Origin of the sequence: Brotaphodocola sp. (assembly GCF_050873065.1) — a bacterium.
Lineage (GTDB): Bacteria > Bacillota > Clostridia > Lachnospirales > Lachnospiraceae > Brotaphodocola.
Map to the genome: position 1 here is coordinate 22,285 of NZ_JBNMIC010000029.1, position 14,943 is coordinate 37,227.

The 14,943-nt window shown below is 45.7% G+C and carries 16 protein-coding genes and 1 pseudogene; 14 read left to right on the forward strand and 3 right to left on the reverse strand.

What is annotated here, in order from left to right:
• The first annotated feature begins 310 nt into the window (after positions 1–310).
• The gene (gene codY / locus ACR0QE_RS08905) at positions 311–1,090 is read left to right on the forward strand and encodes a GTP-sensing pleiotropic transcriptional regulator CodY (RefSeq protein WP_432628014.1); all 780 of its coding nucleotides are present in this window, start codon (positions 311–313) and stop codon (positions 1,088–1,090) included.
• A gap of 205 nt (positions 1,091–1,295) precedes the next feature.
• On the opposite strand, the gene ACR0QE_RS08910 is transcribed toward codY, so the two are convergent.
• The 3 genes from ACR0QE_RS08910 to ACR0QE_RS08920 are packed head-to-tail and all read right to left on the reverse strand — an operon-like array spanning position 1,296 to position 4,182.
• Complete coding sequence (locus ACR0QE_RS08910; protein WP_432628015.1) at positions 1,296–2,483, reverse strand: glycoside hydrolase family 28 protein; 1,188 nt, start codon at positions 2,481–2,483, stop codon at positions 1,296–1,298.
• A gap of 32 nt (positions 2,484–2,515) precedes the next feature.
• The gene (locus ACR0QE_RS08915; RefSeq protein WP_432628016.1) at positions 2,516–3,442 is read right to left on the reverse strand and encodes an AEC family transporter; all 927 of its coding nucleotides are present in this window, start codon (positions 3,440–3,442) and stop codon (positions 2,516–2,518) included.
• Positions 3,427–4,182: a GntR family transcriptional regulator gene (locus tag ACR0QE_RS08920; RefSeq protein ID WP_432628017.1), complete on the reverse strand. Its 756-nt coding sequence runs from the start codon at positions 4,180–4,182 to the stop codon at positions 3,427–3,429. Before ACR0QE_RS08920 ends, ACR0QE_RS08915 begins: the two co-directional genes overlap by 16 nt.
• Positions 4,183–4,503: 321 nt before the next feature.
• Between ACR0QE_RS08920 and rpsB the strand changes: the two genes are divergently transcribed.
• The 13 genes and pseudogenes from rpsB (at position 4,504) to ACR0QE_RS08985 (ending at position 14,792) form a co-directional block, all read left to right on the forward strand.
• Entirely contained in the window at positions 4,504–5,238 is a 735-nt protein-coding gene (gene rpsB / locus ACR0QE_RS08925) for a 30S ribosomal protein S2 (RefSeq protein ID WP_432628018.1), read from the forward strand.
• A 104-nt stretch (positions 5,239–5,342) separates the two neighbouring features.
• Positions 5,343–6,281, forward strand: a complete 939-nt coding sequence (gene tsf, locus ACR0QE_RS08930; protein ID WP_432628019.1) for a translation elongation factor Ts — start codon at positions 5,343–5,345, stop codon at positions 6,279–6,281.
• Between the two features lie 107 nt (positions 6,282–6,388).
• Positions 6,389–6,601, forward strand: a pseudogene (locus ACR0QE_RS08935) (VirD4-like conjugal transfer protein, CD1115 family); the annotation flags it as partial.
• A gap of 402 nt (positions 6,602–7,003) precedes the next feature.
• Positions 7,004–8,887, forward strand: coding sequence for a recombinase family protein (locus ACR0QE_RS08940; RefSeq protein ID WP_432628020.1), 1,884 nt, complete (start codon positions 7,004–7,006; stop codon positions 8,885–8,887).
• On the forward strand, positions 8,884–9,267 hold the full coding sequence (locus ACR0QE_RS08945) for a TnpV protein (RefSeq protein WP_432628021.1): 384 nt from the start codon (positions 8,884–8,886) through the stop codon (positions 9,265–9,267). The genes ACR0QE_RS08940 and ACR0QE_RS08945 overlap by 4 nt, the downstream gene beginning before the upstream one ends.
• Positions 9,268–9,276: 9 nt before the next feature.
• Positions 9,277–9,456, forward strand: a complete 180-nt coding sequence (locus tag ACR0QE_RS08950) for a hypothetical protein (RefSeq protein ID WP_028086643.1) — start codon at positions 9,277–9,279, stop codon at positions 9,454–9,456.
• A gap of 15 nt (positions 9,457–9,471) precedes the next feature.
• Positions 9,472–9,762, forward strand: coding sequence for a hypothetical protein (locus tag ACR0QE_RS08955; protein WP_432628022.1), 291 nt, complete (start codon positions 9,472–9,474; stop codon positions 9,760–9,762).
• Positions 9,763–9,766: 4 nt separating this feature from the next.
• Complete coding sequence (locus ACR0QE_RS08960) at positions 9,767–10,066, forward strand: hypothetical protein (protein ID WP_432628023.1); 300 nt, start codon at positions 9,767–9,769, stop codon at positions 10,064–10,066.
• Between the two features lie 29 nt (positions 10,067–10,095).
• A complete protein-coding gene (locus tag ACR0QE_RS08965; RefSeq protein ID WP_432628024.1) occupies positions 10,096–10,398 on the forward strand; it encodes a hypothetical protein in 303 nt (100 codons plus the stop codon).
• Positions 10,399–10,780: 382 nt separating this feature from the next.
• A complete protein-coding gene (locus ACR0QE_RS08970; RefSeq protein WP_432628025.1) occupies positions 10,781–12,214 on the forward strand; it encodes a serine/arginine repetitive matrix protein 2 in 1,434 nt (477 codons plus the stop codon).
• A gap of 138 nt (positions 12,215–12,352) precedes the next feature.
• Positions 12,353–12,976, forward strand: a complete 624-nt coding sequence (locus ACR0QE_RS08975; protein ID WP_432628028.1) for a CHC2 zinc finger domain-containing protein — start codon at positions 12,353–12,355, stop codon at positions 12,974–12,976.
• Complete coding sequence (locus ACR0QE_RS08980; RefSeq protein WP_432628026.1) at positions 12,891–14,330, forward strand: VapE domain-containing protein; 1,440 nt, start codon at positions 12,891–12,893, stop codon at positions 14,328–14,330. The genes ACR0QE_RS08975 and ACR0QE_RS08980 overlap by 86 nt, the downstream gene beginning before the upstream one ends.
• Positions 14,331–14,618: 288 nt before the next feature.
• Positions 14,619–14,792, forward strand: a complete 174-nt coding sequence (locus tag ACR0QE_RS08985) for a transposon-encoded TnpW family protein (protein ID WP_432628027.1) — start codon at positions 14,619–14,621, stop codon at positions 14,790–14,792.
• Positions 14,793–14,943: the final 151 nt, after the last annotated feature.

Here is a 14,943-nt window from a genome sequence, read left to right on the forward strand (position 1 = left end):
AGAGAGTAAAAAAGCTAAAGAAGAAAAAATAAAATAGCGAGCAGGAAGGCAACAGTCACTCTGCCCGGACAGTTCGATCAGAGAAAACGAAAGGGAAGAAGAATCGAGGATGTTCGGGCAGGTGGCTGTTGTCTGTTTTTTCAGACTGCACAAAAAACGATTCCGTGGAACTATTATAAAAAATAAGTAAATTAGAAAAATAGTGAAAAAATTTCAAAAAACTCTTGTTATTATTTGTGTATCGTGCTAAGATTTAATCAGCAAATCGGTATCGTGGCAGAAATACAGATAATTGAGGAGGTTTTTTGAAATGAGCGTACAGCTTCTGGATAAAACTAGAAAAATCAACAAGTTATTGCATAATAATAACTCACACAAGGTCGTATTCAACGACATCTGCAAAGTACTCAGCGAGATTTTGTCATCGAACATTCTGGTAATCAGCCGGAAGGGAAAGGTACTCGGAGTGGGCCTTTGCCCGGGTGTGGATGAGATTGAGGAGTTAATCGAGGACCAGGTTGGCGGTTTTGTGGACCGCATGCTGAATGAGCGTCTGCTGAGCATCCTGTCCACAAAGGAGAATGTGAATCTGGCAACCCTCGGTTTCGCAGAGGAGAACGTCAAAAAGTATCAGGCAATCATCACCCCGATCGACATTGCGGGCGAGCGTCTCGGAACCCTGTTTATCTACAAGTGCGATGAGCAGTATGACATTGATGACATCATTCTGAGTGAGTACGGCACAACCGTAGTTGGTCTGGAGATGATGCGCTCCGTCAATGAGGAGAATGCGGAGGAGACCAGAAAGATCCAGATCGTGAAATCCGCAATCAGCACGCTGTCCTTCTCTGAGCTTGAGGCGATCACACACATCTTTGAGGAGCTTGACGGAAACGAGGGTATTCTCGTTGCAAGTAAGATCGCAGACCGCGTCGGCATCACCCGCTCTGTGATTGTCAATGCGCTCCGCAAGTTTGAGAGTGCAGGGGTTATTGAGTCTCGTTCTTCTGGTATGAAGGGAACTTACATCAAGGTTCTCAATGATGTGGTATTTGACGAGCTGAGAAATATCAAAGTTGCAAAGAATTAAGATCAGGTTCTTGAATAACGAAAATCCCATCACGGAAAATTCGATTTCTGTGGTGGGATTTTTATTCAAGTCGACGCAAGCATCGACTTGGCGCGTGATTCTGGTCAGCTCTGCTGACATTCTCCAATCAGAATCACAGCGCATCCATGCAGCAGCAGTGTAGGTGGCTGCTGAAGCAATTGTGTTCTGGCGTGTTCTGGCAGAGTCAGAGATTTTCTACATTTTCTACATATTCTTTTTTATCAGGCAGATCCCCGTGAAGCTCACAGCGCGTGAAGTGGAGATTTTGCAGCGGACTTTCCGGCAGACCGGTCAGTTCGATGCCGCGCTTTGCGTGAGTGCAGGTGAGATCGCAGAATGTGATGTCTTTAAAGACCGGTGCTTTGTCGGAGGCGGGAACGGAGGTGCTTGAACCATAGTTCATGCTGATCTGGACTGCTTCCTCATCAATCTGATTCATGGTGATCCGCTCAAACTTTAGGTTTTTGACGTAGCCGCCGCGCCCGCGCATGGACTTGATGCGGATGCCGCGCTCACTCTGAGTGATGGTACAGTCGTGAACATAGATATTTTCAATGCCTCCGGACATTCCGCTTCCGATGGCGATTGAGGCATGGCCGCCATGGAAGTGACAGTTGCAGATTTCCACATTTCGGCAGGGACGGTTGACGCGCCATCCATCCTCATTCAGTCCCGAGTTGATGGCGATGCAGTCGTCACCGGTGGAAAAGGTGCAGTCTTCGATCCGGACATTTTCGCAGGAATCCGGGTTGAAGCCGTCTGTGTTCGGCCCGCTTGTCAGGACAGTCAGATGGCGGGCAGTCAGATCGGTGCAGTAGACCGGATGAATCGTCCACTGGGGTCCCTCTGTGATGGTAAAATCCTGCAATGTCAGATGATGACAGTCGATAAACTGTAAAAAAGACGGGCGGAGAGCGTCGGATTCAGTCGCAAAAATGCGGTCTTCTGGAGCAATTTTCCGGCTTTCTGACCAGATCAGGCGGTCCGCAGCATTCTGCTGGAGCTTTTTCCAGTGCCACCATTCTCTTCCGTTTCCGTCGAGGGTTCCCGGTCCGGCAATCGTGATGTGCTCACAGCCTCTTGCATAGATGAGAGGAGAGTAATTGAAACACTCGACTCCCTCCCAGCGCGTGAAGACAGCGGGGAGATAATCTTCGGGGCGGTTGCTGAACAGAATCCGGCTTCCTTCTTCTAAATAGAGTGTGAGATCGCTCTTCAGATGCAGAGGTCCGCTCAGCCACGTTCCTGCGGGAATCGAGACGGTTCCGCCCTCCGGGCACTGGTCGATCCAGTTCTGGATGGTGTTTAACTGTTCCTTCCAATTAAAATTTTCTTCAAAATATTTTGTGCTAAAAGTTTCTCTGGTTTCCATAGTATCGAAATCCTCCATTCCATAAAATTTCCTTATAAGAGTACCGTCAGAACAAACGCATAGATCGGGAGCGTCAGGGTGCTTGCAAGAGTGGAGAACACCACTGCGCCGGCAGCGAGTTCCTCATCGTGGTGAAACTGAATCGCAAACAGGGTTGTGATCGCGGCACAGGGACAGGCCTCCAGAAGGAGAACGATTGTGGGAACAGTTCCGTGGAAGCCAAGTAAAGCAAAGACGGCAAGTGTCATGGCGGGGACGAAGAAGAGACGCAGGGCAAGGGTGAGAAAGAGACTGCGGTTTTTGAGCAGATGCCGGAGATTGCTTGAGGCGATGGTTGCGCCGGTGATCAGCATGGAAAGCGGTGTGTTCATGTCCCCGATTGTTCCGAGAGGATCTGCGAGAAGTTCTGGAACCGGAATCCGTCCTAAATACAGGAAGAGTCCGACAAGGACGGCAAGGATGCACGGACAGGTCAGAATGCTGTGGAAAACTTCTCTCATCTGGGTCTTTCCGGATACCATCCCATAGCCGAGCGTCCATAAAAGAATGTTGAAGACCGTCACGAAGGCACTCGCATAGAGAAGACCTTCGCTCCCAAACAGGGCGCGGATCAGGGGGAATCCCATATAAGCGGCATTTGAGAACCCGCAGGCGAAGCGGATGATTGCCCGTTCTTCTTTTGCCACGCGTTTGGTGGCGAGAAAGGCAGCAATCAGGCCAATCAGCAGGGTGAGAAGACTGAGGGCGAAAGTGGCAAGCAGATTGTGAAACGTTCTGGGATCAAACTCCACGAGGTAGGAGTGGATGACCATTGCGGGCACAACCAGATAAATCAGGATATTTGAGAGGACTGCTTTCTCAGCAGGTTTGAAAATACCGGTTTTACAGCAGATCACGCCCGCTAAAATCATGAGCAGAAGTTCAAAAACCTGTTTTGCGGTGATTATTGCCAGAGCCATTTTACTTCCTCCTCCTTTGCCTGATTCTCAGAGAGCATCCGGCGGTATCCCGCTTCGGAATTGTTTAAATGCAGGTTCATTGCCTGACAGGCATCTGTAAGATCGTCCCGAAGCAGGGCATCCGCGATTGCGATGTGCTCTTTGCAGGCACTTATATAGCGTGACTCGTCCCAGATGTTTGAGAGACTGCGGATGCGGAGGGTCTGTTCCATGAGCTGTCTTAAAATTTTCATCGCGTAGGAATTTCCGGAACCTCCTGACAGGAAAAGATGAAAATCTGCATCGTGATCGCTCTCGGAATTTTCGCTTCCGGGTGTGGAAACGCAGCGGCGATAATAATCCCGGCTCGCCTCAAGCTCTGCGCGGTTTAGATTCGGCAGAGAGAGGGAGAGAAGCTGGGGCTCCAAAATCCGGCGGAGCTCGTAGAGCTGGCGGATATCCTCAAGGGAGACCGGTGAGACGACGGTTCCGCGCCGGGGCATGACATTTAACAGTTTTTCCCGCACGAGTTCCTGAACCGCCTCATGGACCGGGGTGCGGCTGATGTTAAGCTGCATGGCGAGGGCTTTTTCGCTGACGGGTGTTCCGGGAAGGAGTTTGCCGGTGAGAATCTGGGATTTGAGCGTCTGGTAGGCAAGGGTTTTGCGGTCTATGCCGGAAGAGTCGCCCTTGGAAATCATGGGATTTGCCGTGGAACTGGTCATGGAATCTGTTATGAAATCTGTCGTGGAGTCTGCCATAGTGGAATCCTTTCTGCTTTTTGATTTTTCAGGTCTTTCCTGTTTCTTGTTTTTTTTGCAATGTGAAATGCATCTGATATATCAGGCAAAATCTGCCTGAAGTATACGCCGAAATTCCGGCAATGTCAAGAAATTTGGCGCAAAGATTAGATTTTAAAAAAATTAAGAAAAACCACTTGTCAAACGATGCATGATATGATAGGATTAAAAAGTTGACAAAAATCACGTCTGCTGATTCTGACGGCGGTGCCCCGAATGGGTTCCGGAGGAAGTGCAAGAGGCAGGCGGAAGAAAAAAACCAAACCAAATGGAGGTAGTAACATGAGCGTTATTTCTATGAAGCAGCTGCTGGAAGCTGGTGTTCATTTCGGACATCAGACAAGAAGATGGAACCCGAAAATGGCTCCGTACATCTACACCGAGAGAAACGGTATCTACATCATTGATCTGCAGAAGTCTGTAGGCAAGGTAGATGAGGCTTACAATGCTGTATTTGACATCGCTGCAAACGGCGGCACCATCCTGTTCGTTGGTACCAAGAAGCAGGCTCAGGACGCAATCCGTACCGAGGCTGAGCGTTGCGGCATGTTCTATGTAAACGAGAGATGGCTGGGCGGTATGATGACCAACTTCAAGACCATCCAGAGCCGTATCGCAAGACTGAAAGAGATCGAGACCATGTCTGAGGATGGTACTTTTGACGTACTGCCGAAGAAGGAAGTTATCGAGCTGAAGAAAGAGTGGGAGAAGCTTGAGAAGAACCTTGGCGGTATCAAGGAGATGAAGCACCTTCCGGATGCAATCTTCATCGTAGATCCGAAGAAGGAGAGAATCTGCGTACAGGAGGCTCATACTCTGGGTATTCCGCTGATCGGTATCGCTGATACCAACTGCGATCCGGAGGAGCTGGATTACGTTATCCCGGGTAACGATGATGCAATCAGAGCTGTTAAGCTGATCGTTTCCAAGATGGCTGACGCTGTAATCGAGGCTAAGCAGGGCGAGGCAGCTGAGGTTGATTTCGCTGAGGCTGGCGAGACCGTAGAGGAGAACTAATTCTCTTTGCGAACACTTTTGACTGATAACGGTTCATGGATCGAGTTCTGTGGGCCGTTATAGTCAATTTGTCACTATAATTTTAATTCACGGAGGAGATTACAATGGCAGTTACCGCAGGAATGGTAAAAGAGTTAAGAGAGATGACCGGTGCTGGTATGATGGACTGCAAGAAAGCACTTGCAGCTACCGACGGTGATATGGACAAGGCAATTGAGTTCCTGAGAGAGAAGGGACTGGCTGGTGCAGCTAAGAAGGCTGGCCGTATCGCAGCTGAGGGTATCGTTGTTACCGATCTGACTGCTGATGAGAAGAAGGCAGTTGTTGTTGAGGTTAACGCTGAGACTGACTTCGTTGCTAAGAACGAGAAGTTCCGTACCTTCGCAGCAGATGTTGCAGCACAGGCTCTGAAGACCACCGCTGCATCCATGGATGAGTTCCTGGCTGAGAAGTGGGAGAAGGATCCGTCTCTGACTGTTAAGGAAGAGCTGTCCACTCAGATCTCTATCATCGGCGAGAACATGAACATCCGTCGTTTCGAGCAGGTTGAGGAGCAGAACGGTTTCGTTGCTTCCTACATCCATGCTGGCGGAAAGATCGGCGTTCTGGTTGACGTAGAGACCGACGTGATCAACGATGCAGTTCGTGAGATGGCTAGAAACGTTGCAATGCAGGCAGCAGCTCTGCGTCCGCAGTACACCAGCCGTGATGAGGTCAGCGCTGATTTCATCGAGCATGAGAAAGGCATCCTGATGGCTCAGATCCAGAATGATCCGAAGGAAGCATCCAAGCCGGAGAAAGTTATCCAGGGTATGATCCAGGGCCGTATCAACAAAGAGCTCAAAGAGATCTGCCTGCTTGATCAGGTTTACGTAAAGGCAGAGGATGGCAAGCAGTCCGTAGCTCAGTACGTTGCACAGGTTGCAAAAGAGAACGGCGCTAAGATCGCTGTTAAGAAGTTCGTTCGTTTCGAGACCGGTGAGGGCCTTGAGAAGAAGGAAGAGAACTTTGCAGAGGAAGTTGCAAAGCAGATGGGAATGTAATCCCACTTTTATCTTGACTTTATAAATTTTATAGAGAAATGGATAGAGTAAAGAACGTCGGAACCCGCGTGGTTTCGGCGTTTTTTTATATCATGGGAAATTACATTCTATATACTGCCCTGATCGGCTATATCTGGTATGAGTGCGTGGAGGAAGAACAGAATTTTACCACGCTCTTAGACCTTATCAACGCCAGCGAAGCAAGGGAGGACGATGAGGAATTTAAGAATCCAGTCGATCTGATGTTTGATGAGCTGGAAGAAAAGGAGCCGGAACATTTTGCGGTAAAGCAATATAAAAAATACAAATTAGCCGCCGGTGTTATAAGCTTGAAGAGACTTCTTAATCACTATTTTTTAAAGATTTGGAGCTCCAACGTGATTAAAAAGTCTCTTGAGGCTTATTTTTTTACTCAAAATACAAAATTGTACTTTTTTAAAAACATTCTGAAACATACAGACCTTTTGGCACTCCAGACATGTAATTAGTGTAAGGAGCATTTCAGAATGGCACAAAACCAAAAAGTTTCGTGTAAAGGGATTTTTGAAGTTTCTTACACGAACCTTGAAAACGGAAGAGCCTGCCCATAGGGATACCAGATCTGAATGTGCATTGTGCATGTCTTTTCTGGAAATACGTCCCGGAAACATCAGAACCCGGTACAGGAACGGATATGGGATGAACACAGGAACGGAAAAACGAAGAAAGGAGGGCGTCAGAGAATGGCACAGACACAGGGATTCATGACAGCGTTGTATGAGCGTCTCAGTCGTGATGATGAATTAAACGGGGAATCCAATAGTATTTCCAACCAGAAAAAGTTACTGGAACAGTATGCAAAAGAGCATGGTTTTACCAATCTGGTGCATTTTACCGATGATGGAATCTCAGGCACAAGATTTGACCGCCCCGGCTTTCTTGCCATGATGAGAGAAGTGGAGTCCGGGAAAGTTGGGACGATTCTGATAAAAGATATGAGCCGAATGGGAAGAGATTATCTGAAAGTGGGACAGTACATGGAACTGCTCCGGCAGAAGAATGTTCGGCTGATCGCAGTCAATGAGAACGTGGACAGCTTCCGGGAGGACGATGATTTTACCCCATTCCGAAATATTATGAATGAGTGGTATGCAAGAGATACCAGCAAAAAGATTAAATCTACCTTTAAAGCAAAGGGAAAGTCAGGGAAGCATGTGGCAAGTACAACACCGTATGGTTATCTGAAAGATAAGGACGATCCGAATGTATGGGTCATTGATGAAGAAGCGGCAGCAGTTGTACGGAGAATCTTCCACATGACGATGGACGGATGCGGGCCATATCAGATTGCCCGGATACTGAAAGAGGATAAGGTTGAGATACCTGCAGTGCATATGGCAAAGAAAGATGCCGGGTTATGGAAAGGCAGGATAGAGGAAATCAAAGACCCGTATGGATGGGGTTCCTCTACGGTTGCAGGGATTCTGAAGAAAAGAGAATACCTTGGACATACTGTGAATTTCAAAACCAGAAAGCACTTCAAGGATAAGAAAAGCCATTATGTATCTGAGGATAACTGGACAGTATTTGAGAATACGCAGGAAGCAATTATAGATCAGGAAACCTTTGATAACGTACAGAGAATCAGAAGCAATGTAAGGCGGTATCCAGATGGATGGGGAGAAGCCCACCCACTGACAGGACTGATGTATTGTGCAGACTGTGGCTCAAAGATGTATGTCCACCGGGTAAACAATGGAAAGAGGGTACCGCAATACACCTGCTCTGCATATTCTAAAGTTCCAGTTGGAACGCTCTGTCCGACACAGCACAGAATCAATGCTGATGTAGTTATGGAGCTGATTAAGGAGCTTTTAAAGGCTGTTGCGGAATATTCCCAACTGAACCGGGAAGAGTTCATGGAGACGGTTAAAAAAGCACAGACTTCACAACAGTCCAGTGAGATCACAAGGCTGAAAACCAGATTATCAGAAGCACAGAAACGTGTGCAGGAACTGGAAAAACTGCTCTGCCGGATTTATGAGGATAACATTCTTGGTAAACTGCCAGATGAACGTTATGCAATTCTGGACGGGCAGTATTCCAAAGAACAGAAAGAATTATCCGCAGAGATCGCAGATATGGAAACTGAGTTATCCAGTTATGAGGAAGGTCGCAGGTCAGCGGAGAAGTTTATCTCATTGGTTGATAAATACCAGAACTTCGATGAACTGACCACCTATATGCTGAATGAATTTGTTGAAAAGATTGTGGTGCATGAACGTGACCGGAAAGGAAGCGTTGAAACAACACAGGAAGTGGAAATCTATTTTAACTTTATTGGCAGATATTTACCGCCACATTTTGGTGAGGTAGAAATGACACCGGAGGAAATTGAAGAAATGAAAAAACGGGAAGCCAGAAAGGACAGGCTTCACCAGAATTACCTGAGAAGAAAAGCAAATGGCAAGCAGCAAGAATACTATGAACGGACAAAAGCAAAAAAGAAAGCTGAGATGGATGCCAAAAAAGAAGAAATCCGGCAGGAAGATATTGCAAAAGGTGTGTTCATTCCAGTATCACTGCTTCCACCTGCAGAACCGAAGAAAGGAGTTGCATCAGCATGAGCAAATTAGAAAGAATCATTCACGATGACAGTAACGGTCTGGATTATATCCTTGTCGGGGAAATCTATCTGCCATTGATCGCAGTGCCGGAAGAAAGAAGAGAGATTGGTTTTTATGGAAGTATCCATAGAAATTATCTGAAAGACTACAAGAGTGGTTTGTATTCCTATCTAATGTTGACCGGAAAACTCTGGACATACCTTGCAGATCTGAACGAACAGTGTAAAGAACGCAGAGATTTTCTCATGGAGCAGATCATGGAGCAGGAAGGCATTACGGAGGAATTGAAAAGCAAAGATCAAATGGAATGGGTTCGACGGGCAAACAATGTAAGAAGCCGGGTTGATGAAATCATTTTAAATGAACTGGTGTATGTGTAGGAGGGGTTTATGAGATATCGGATTGAATATGCAGATGGAAGATGCTGTAATTTTGCAAACAGCAGAAAAGATTTATTGGACTGGCTGAAACTGCTGAAAGATGAAAAGATTGTAGATATTCGTAAGATTTACAAAAGCGGTGTGACAGATTCCGTTCTGGATAATTATCGCAGATATTTAAAACAGTGAAAGGGGCAGGCAGTCATGGTAGTTGTAAAAATTATTATAAGGATTTTGTTATTGCCAGTGCGGATATGCCTGACGTTGATACAACTTGTTCTTATGTTCAGTACATGGCTGTCTGCAACTGTGTTTCATATCCTGTCTGGAATCATCTGCATTACGGCAGTTTTAGGTTATGGATTCGGGCAGGAAACAGGCACAGAAGCGGTCAGAATGCTTTCGGCAGGTTTTATGCTTTATATCCTGCCTGTGCTTTCTGGCTGGGCAGTGATGTGGCTGGAAACAATCAAAATCAGATTGATGGGAGATTAAATAGATGGAATTAACAGAAAATATGGAAGAGTTTCTGAGTGACCTGATCGGAAAAAGAATGGAACAGGTTTATCAGGAAAAAGATGGAGAGCAGTATGATCCATTCAACGAAGAACTGGAACTGAAAGTACAAAAGGTAATTCGGAAGTTACCGCCAAAACAGGGAAAAGTCATTTTTGACTATATGACGGAAACCTCAAATAATAACAGTGACCTGAATGAGTTCTATTACCGTATGGGATTGAGAGATGGGCTGAAGCTGAGAGAAGCTATCCGAACTATACTGGACACATTGATGGAGTAGGGAACTGTAGAAAGGAACGGGATTCACAAATGAAAATGACAAAAGAGATTGAAGAATTTATCAACCTGACCATAACGGAACACATGGGAAAATCATATGCAGACTGGAAGCTGAACCAACCGTCTGTGACAGAACCAGATGAAGTTGAGGAAGAATATAAAAAAGTGATTGCAACACTCCCACCGGAACAGGAAGAGGTCATTACAAAATATTGTGACCAGATATTCAACAGTGGAGCAGATACAGAAGAATTTTTCTATCGGCTGGGTCTGAGGGACGGAATGAAACTCAGGAAGATTGTAAAGATGGTTATGAAGCAATTAGCAGAATGATACATACTGGAACCATCCGTGAAAGTGAATGAGTAAAGGAAGGGGCATTAACCGTAAAAAGTTAGTGCCTTTTATTTTACCCATTTTTATATTTTCATAAAATCCGGTACAGAGGATTTTTGAAAAACAGACAGAACGGAGAACATGCCAAAGGGACAGTGGCAGGTGTTACGTTTTGTCTGCCGGGATTGCAAAGGGCGGCAGCAACCTTGCTGGGGTTAAGGGGCGAAGCCCTTAGCAGGTTAAGGGCGGCAGCCATTGCCCAGTGATATGGCGTTTCGCCATATGGTACTGGGTACTGTCTGTAACGGGGACAGAGGCTTTTGGCAGCTTCGCTGCAATCCCCTCCGGGGAAACAACTTGAAAAAAGGAGAGATGTGAATTGAAAGGCACAAGGCATAATGGACGGTCGGGCAAAGATGGTGTTTACAATCCGCTTCACAATGACCGGAGATTTGACCCGGAACACAGCGAGCATATCGACAATGAACGTGTCCGTCAAAATATTTACTGGGACTGCTATCAGGGATATACCACAATGGCTGACCGGGGGAAAGATGTCAATTTTTCTTTCAACCAGATTGAAATGGCATACTATGTGGAGCATTACAGCGACTATGTAATCAACCAGAACAAGCGTCATGAGAAAGCCAGACACCCCGACAGGTGCAAAGGGATGGAAGATGTCCTGAAAAATAAAAAGACCTGCCCGGAAGAAAGTATCTATCAGCTTGGCACGATAGATGAACATGCTTCGGCAGAAACGCTGGTCTTGATCTTTGATGAATTTAAAAAAGAGTTCGATGAGCGATTCGGTTCCAACGTGCATATCATTGACTGGGCATTGCACATGGATGAAGCAACACCGCATATCCATGAGCGTCATGTATTTGATGCCACAAACCGATATGGGGAGATCGAACCGAAGCAGGAAGCGGCACTGGAAGAACTTGGTTTTGAACTTCCACACCCGGAAAAAGCAAGGTCGAAGTCCAACAACCGGAAGATCGTTTTTGATTCTGCCTGCCGGGCAATGTTCCTGGACATCTGCAAACGTCATGGACTGGAACTGGATGAAGAACCGTCTTATGGTGGAAGGCAGTATCTGGAGAAACAGGACTATATCCGAATGAAGCAGAAAAAAGAGATTGCGGTTCAGCAGGAAATGCTCGAACAGCAGAGGGATAAGGTCAATGCAAACCATCTGGAACTTGCAAGGCAGTCAAACCATGTCAGGGCAAATGAAAAGGTTATCCAGTCACAGAAAGAAAAAATAAATCAGCAGGAAGAAGAGTTTAAAGAAAAATTCTTTGCCAATTCTGACCGGATTCTAAGTCAGGGTGAGCTGATTGAAGAACAGCAACAGGAGTTGCAACAACTGACACTCCGCATAGAAGATATGGAAACTTTGCTTGATGAAGTATCCAGTGAAGCTTATGACAAGGCAGTGGAGAAAGTTGCAAAGGAAGCTGTGCTGGCTACCAGAAAAGATGATATTTACCTGGCAGAAGATTCAAAAAGATGGATACAGAGTCCGGAACGCAAAGCAACACGAAAAGAAAAGGAATATGCGATAAACCGGCTGGACGGTCTGATACGGAAAATTGAAAATGCGATGGAAAAAGCGGTTGTGAAAATCGTCCGTCAGTTAAAACAGCCAGAGAAAAAGAAAGCGGTTGTGGAAGAAATCAAGAAAGAAGTGAAGCCGTCCATCAGGGAAAAACTTGCACAGAACGTTGCAAAGGTTCAAAAAGAAGAAGCTGAGAGAAAACAACTGAATAAAGGAAAATCACATTCCAGTGATCTGGAGATATAAGGGCATTTTGTTGATTCCGTAAGGACAGGACAAAGTGCCTTTTTTTGTTTTTAGTGAAAACTTGCTTCCCAGATTTGGGAAGCAGATTTAAGAAAGTGAGGAAACAAATTGGGACTATTTGATGAAGTAAAACAGAATGTGACCGTCCGGCAGGCTGCTGAGAGGTATGGGTTAAAGCCAAATCGGAGTGGACTTATCTGTTGCATTTTTCATAATGACAAATCGCCCAGCATGAAAGTAGACCGGAGATATTACTGCTTTGGTTGTGGGTGTACGGGTGATGCGATTGATTTTACCGCACAGTTATTTGGGATTGGACTGAAAGATGCAGCCATGAAGCTGGCAGATGATTTTGGGATTTCCTATTCCGGCAGGGACAGGGGATCACCGCAGAACAGGAAACGTGTTGCAATAAAAAAACCAGAGCCGACACCAGAAGAACTCTGGCAGAAAAGATATATAAAATGCCTGAGAACGTATCTGGACTACCGGAGCCAGCTTCTGGAATGGAAAGAGCAGTATGCACCAAAAACATGGACGGAAGAATGGCATGAAAAGTTTATGACTGCTCTCCGGGAGCTGACGGTTGTTGAGCATTATCTGGACATTCTGCTCTTCGGGGATCAGGCAGATAAGGAAGCACTTGTAAAAGAAAAATGGGAGGAGGTGGAGAGGATTGAGCAATGCGAAAGAGAAGATAAAGGAGATCGCCACAAAAGAACAGAAAGACGCTATGAAAGAAATGCTCCGAATGGTAGATAAAAGCAAAGTCGATGAAGTGAAACAGATGTTGGAATATACACAGAAGGGAACCGCTAAAGCAACGGTGGGAAATTATATGGTTGTGCTGAGAAATGACCCTCTTGTGCGTGAGAGTATGAAGTACAACAGGCTGACAGGCAGGATTGATATTGTAAAAAAACTCTGGTGGAATGATGAAATCTGCAAGCTGGACGATGATGGCAGGACTTATTTTTATTATTTCTTTGAACGTTATTACAAACTTGCAAGTGAAAAATGTATGGATAAGGCACTCCGACTGGAAGCCAACAGCAGGGCATACCACCCGATCTGTGAGTATCTGGAACAACTGGAATGGGACGGACAGGAGCGAATCCGCTATGTCCTGCAACGGTATATGGGGGCTGATGCTTCGGATTTTGTCTATGAGGTTGTGAAGCATTTCCTTATGGAAGCATTGAGCAGAATCTACCGTCCCGGCTGTAAGGCAGATGAGATGCTCTGTCTGGTAGGTCAGCAGGGAGCCGGAAAATCTACGTTTTTCCGTTTCCTTGCCATAAATGATGACTGGTTTTCCGATGATCTGAAGCAGTTAAACGACAGTAAAATATATGAGCATCTCCGGGGACACTGGATCATGGAAATGTCGGAAATGATCGCAGCGATTAGTGCAAAGAGCAATGAGGAAATCAAGTCATTCCTTACCAGACAGAAAGACACTTACCGTAACCCTTATGATAAATATGAGGAAGACCGGAAGCGTCAGTGTATTTTTGCCGGGTCAACGAATACAAGGCAGTTCATTCCTTTTGACCGTACCGGGGCAAGGCGGTTCCTGCCGATTGCCATTGACAGCAGTAGGGCAGAGAAGCATATCCTTGATGATGAAAAAGAAGCCAGAGCCTATTTTGACCAGCTATGGGCAGAAGCAATGGAACTCTACTGGTCTGCGGAGGATAAGAACAGCCTATTAAGGTTTTCAAAGGAAATGGAACAGGAGATCAATGAATACCGAAAGCAGTTCACACAGGAAGATACGATGGCAGGAATGATCCAGGGGTGGTTAGATGCTTATAAAGGTACCCATGTATGTTCCGTCCAGATCTGGAAAGAAGCCTTTGACCATTTTGACCGGGAGCCAAAGAAATTTGAAACAAATGAGATATGTTCCATTATGGATACACAGATCACTGGCTGGAAGAGATCAGGATTCCACCGTTTTACCAAAGAAGGCTATGGCAGACAGCGGAGTTGGATCAGGGAAAGGACAGAAGAAGAGGGTGGCAACGAACCGGATAAAGACGGATTTACGAAGCTGACGAAGGCAGAGCAGATGGAACTCCCATTTGACCTGCCCGACAAAGAGAAAGGCTGATTTTTCCACCGGAAGGCTGTTGAATTACCCGAAAATTTATCGCTTGTTGCCATTCTTGTATCCACCCTGAACCATTGAGTTTACTGATGATTTTGCCATTTTTAACGGGTGGCAACAAGAACATTCAAAAAAATTTTTAGTAGTATTTAGGGGAACAGAAAAAACAACCTGTAAAAAGTTTCAATCCCCATGTTGCCACTTACGTTACCAGTTTACCAATAAACTTCCGGCAGGGACAGAAACAGTCCTCTCTCTGTCGGGCAAATAAACGAAAGGAAATAGATGATTATGGAAAAAATGATAAATACAAAAACAGAAGGAAGCACATTTACAAAGAAGATCGGACAGACAGTTTACATTGTACGCTATCATTTCAATGAAGATGCAAAAGAAACCATGCAGGAAAAGATTAACCGGATGCTGGTTACAGAAGCAAGCCGACAGGCTGTTAATAAAGTATAAACGAAAAAAACCTACTGTTATCTGTGGAATAATCTACGGATAATGGTAGGCTCTTTTACTTTTTGTTGAATGATTCACTGAGCAATTCATCGTAAGTGGTATGCAGGCAGTCCCGGATACCACGAAGCTGAGTGCCTGTGATGTGCTGAAT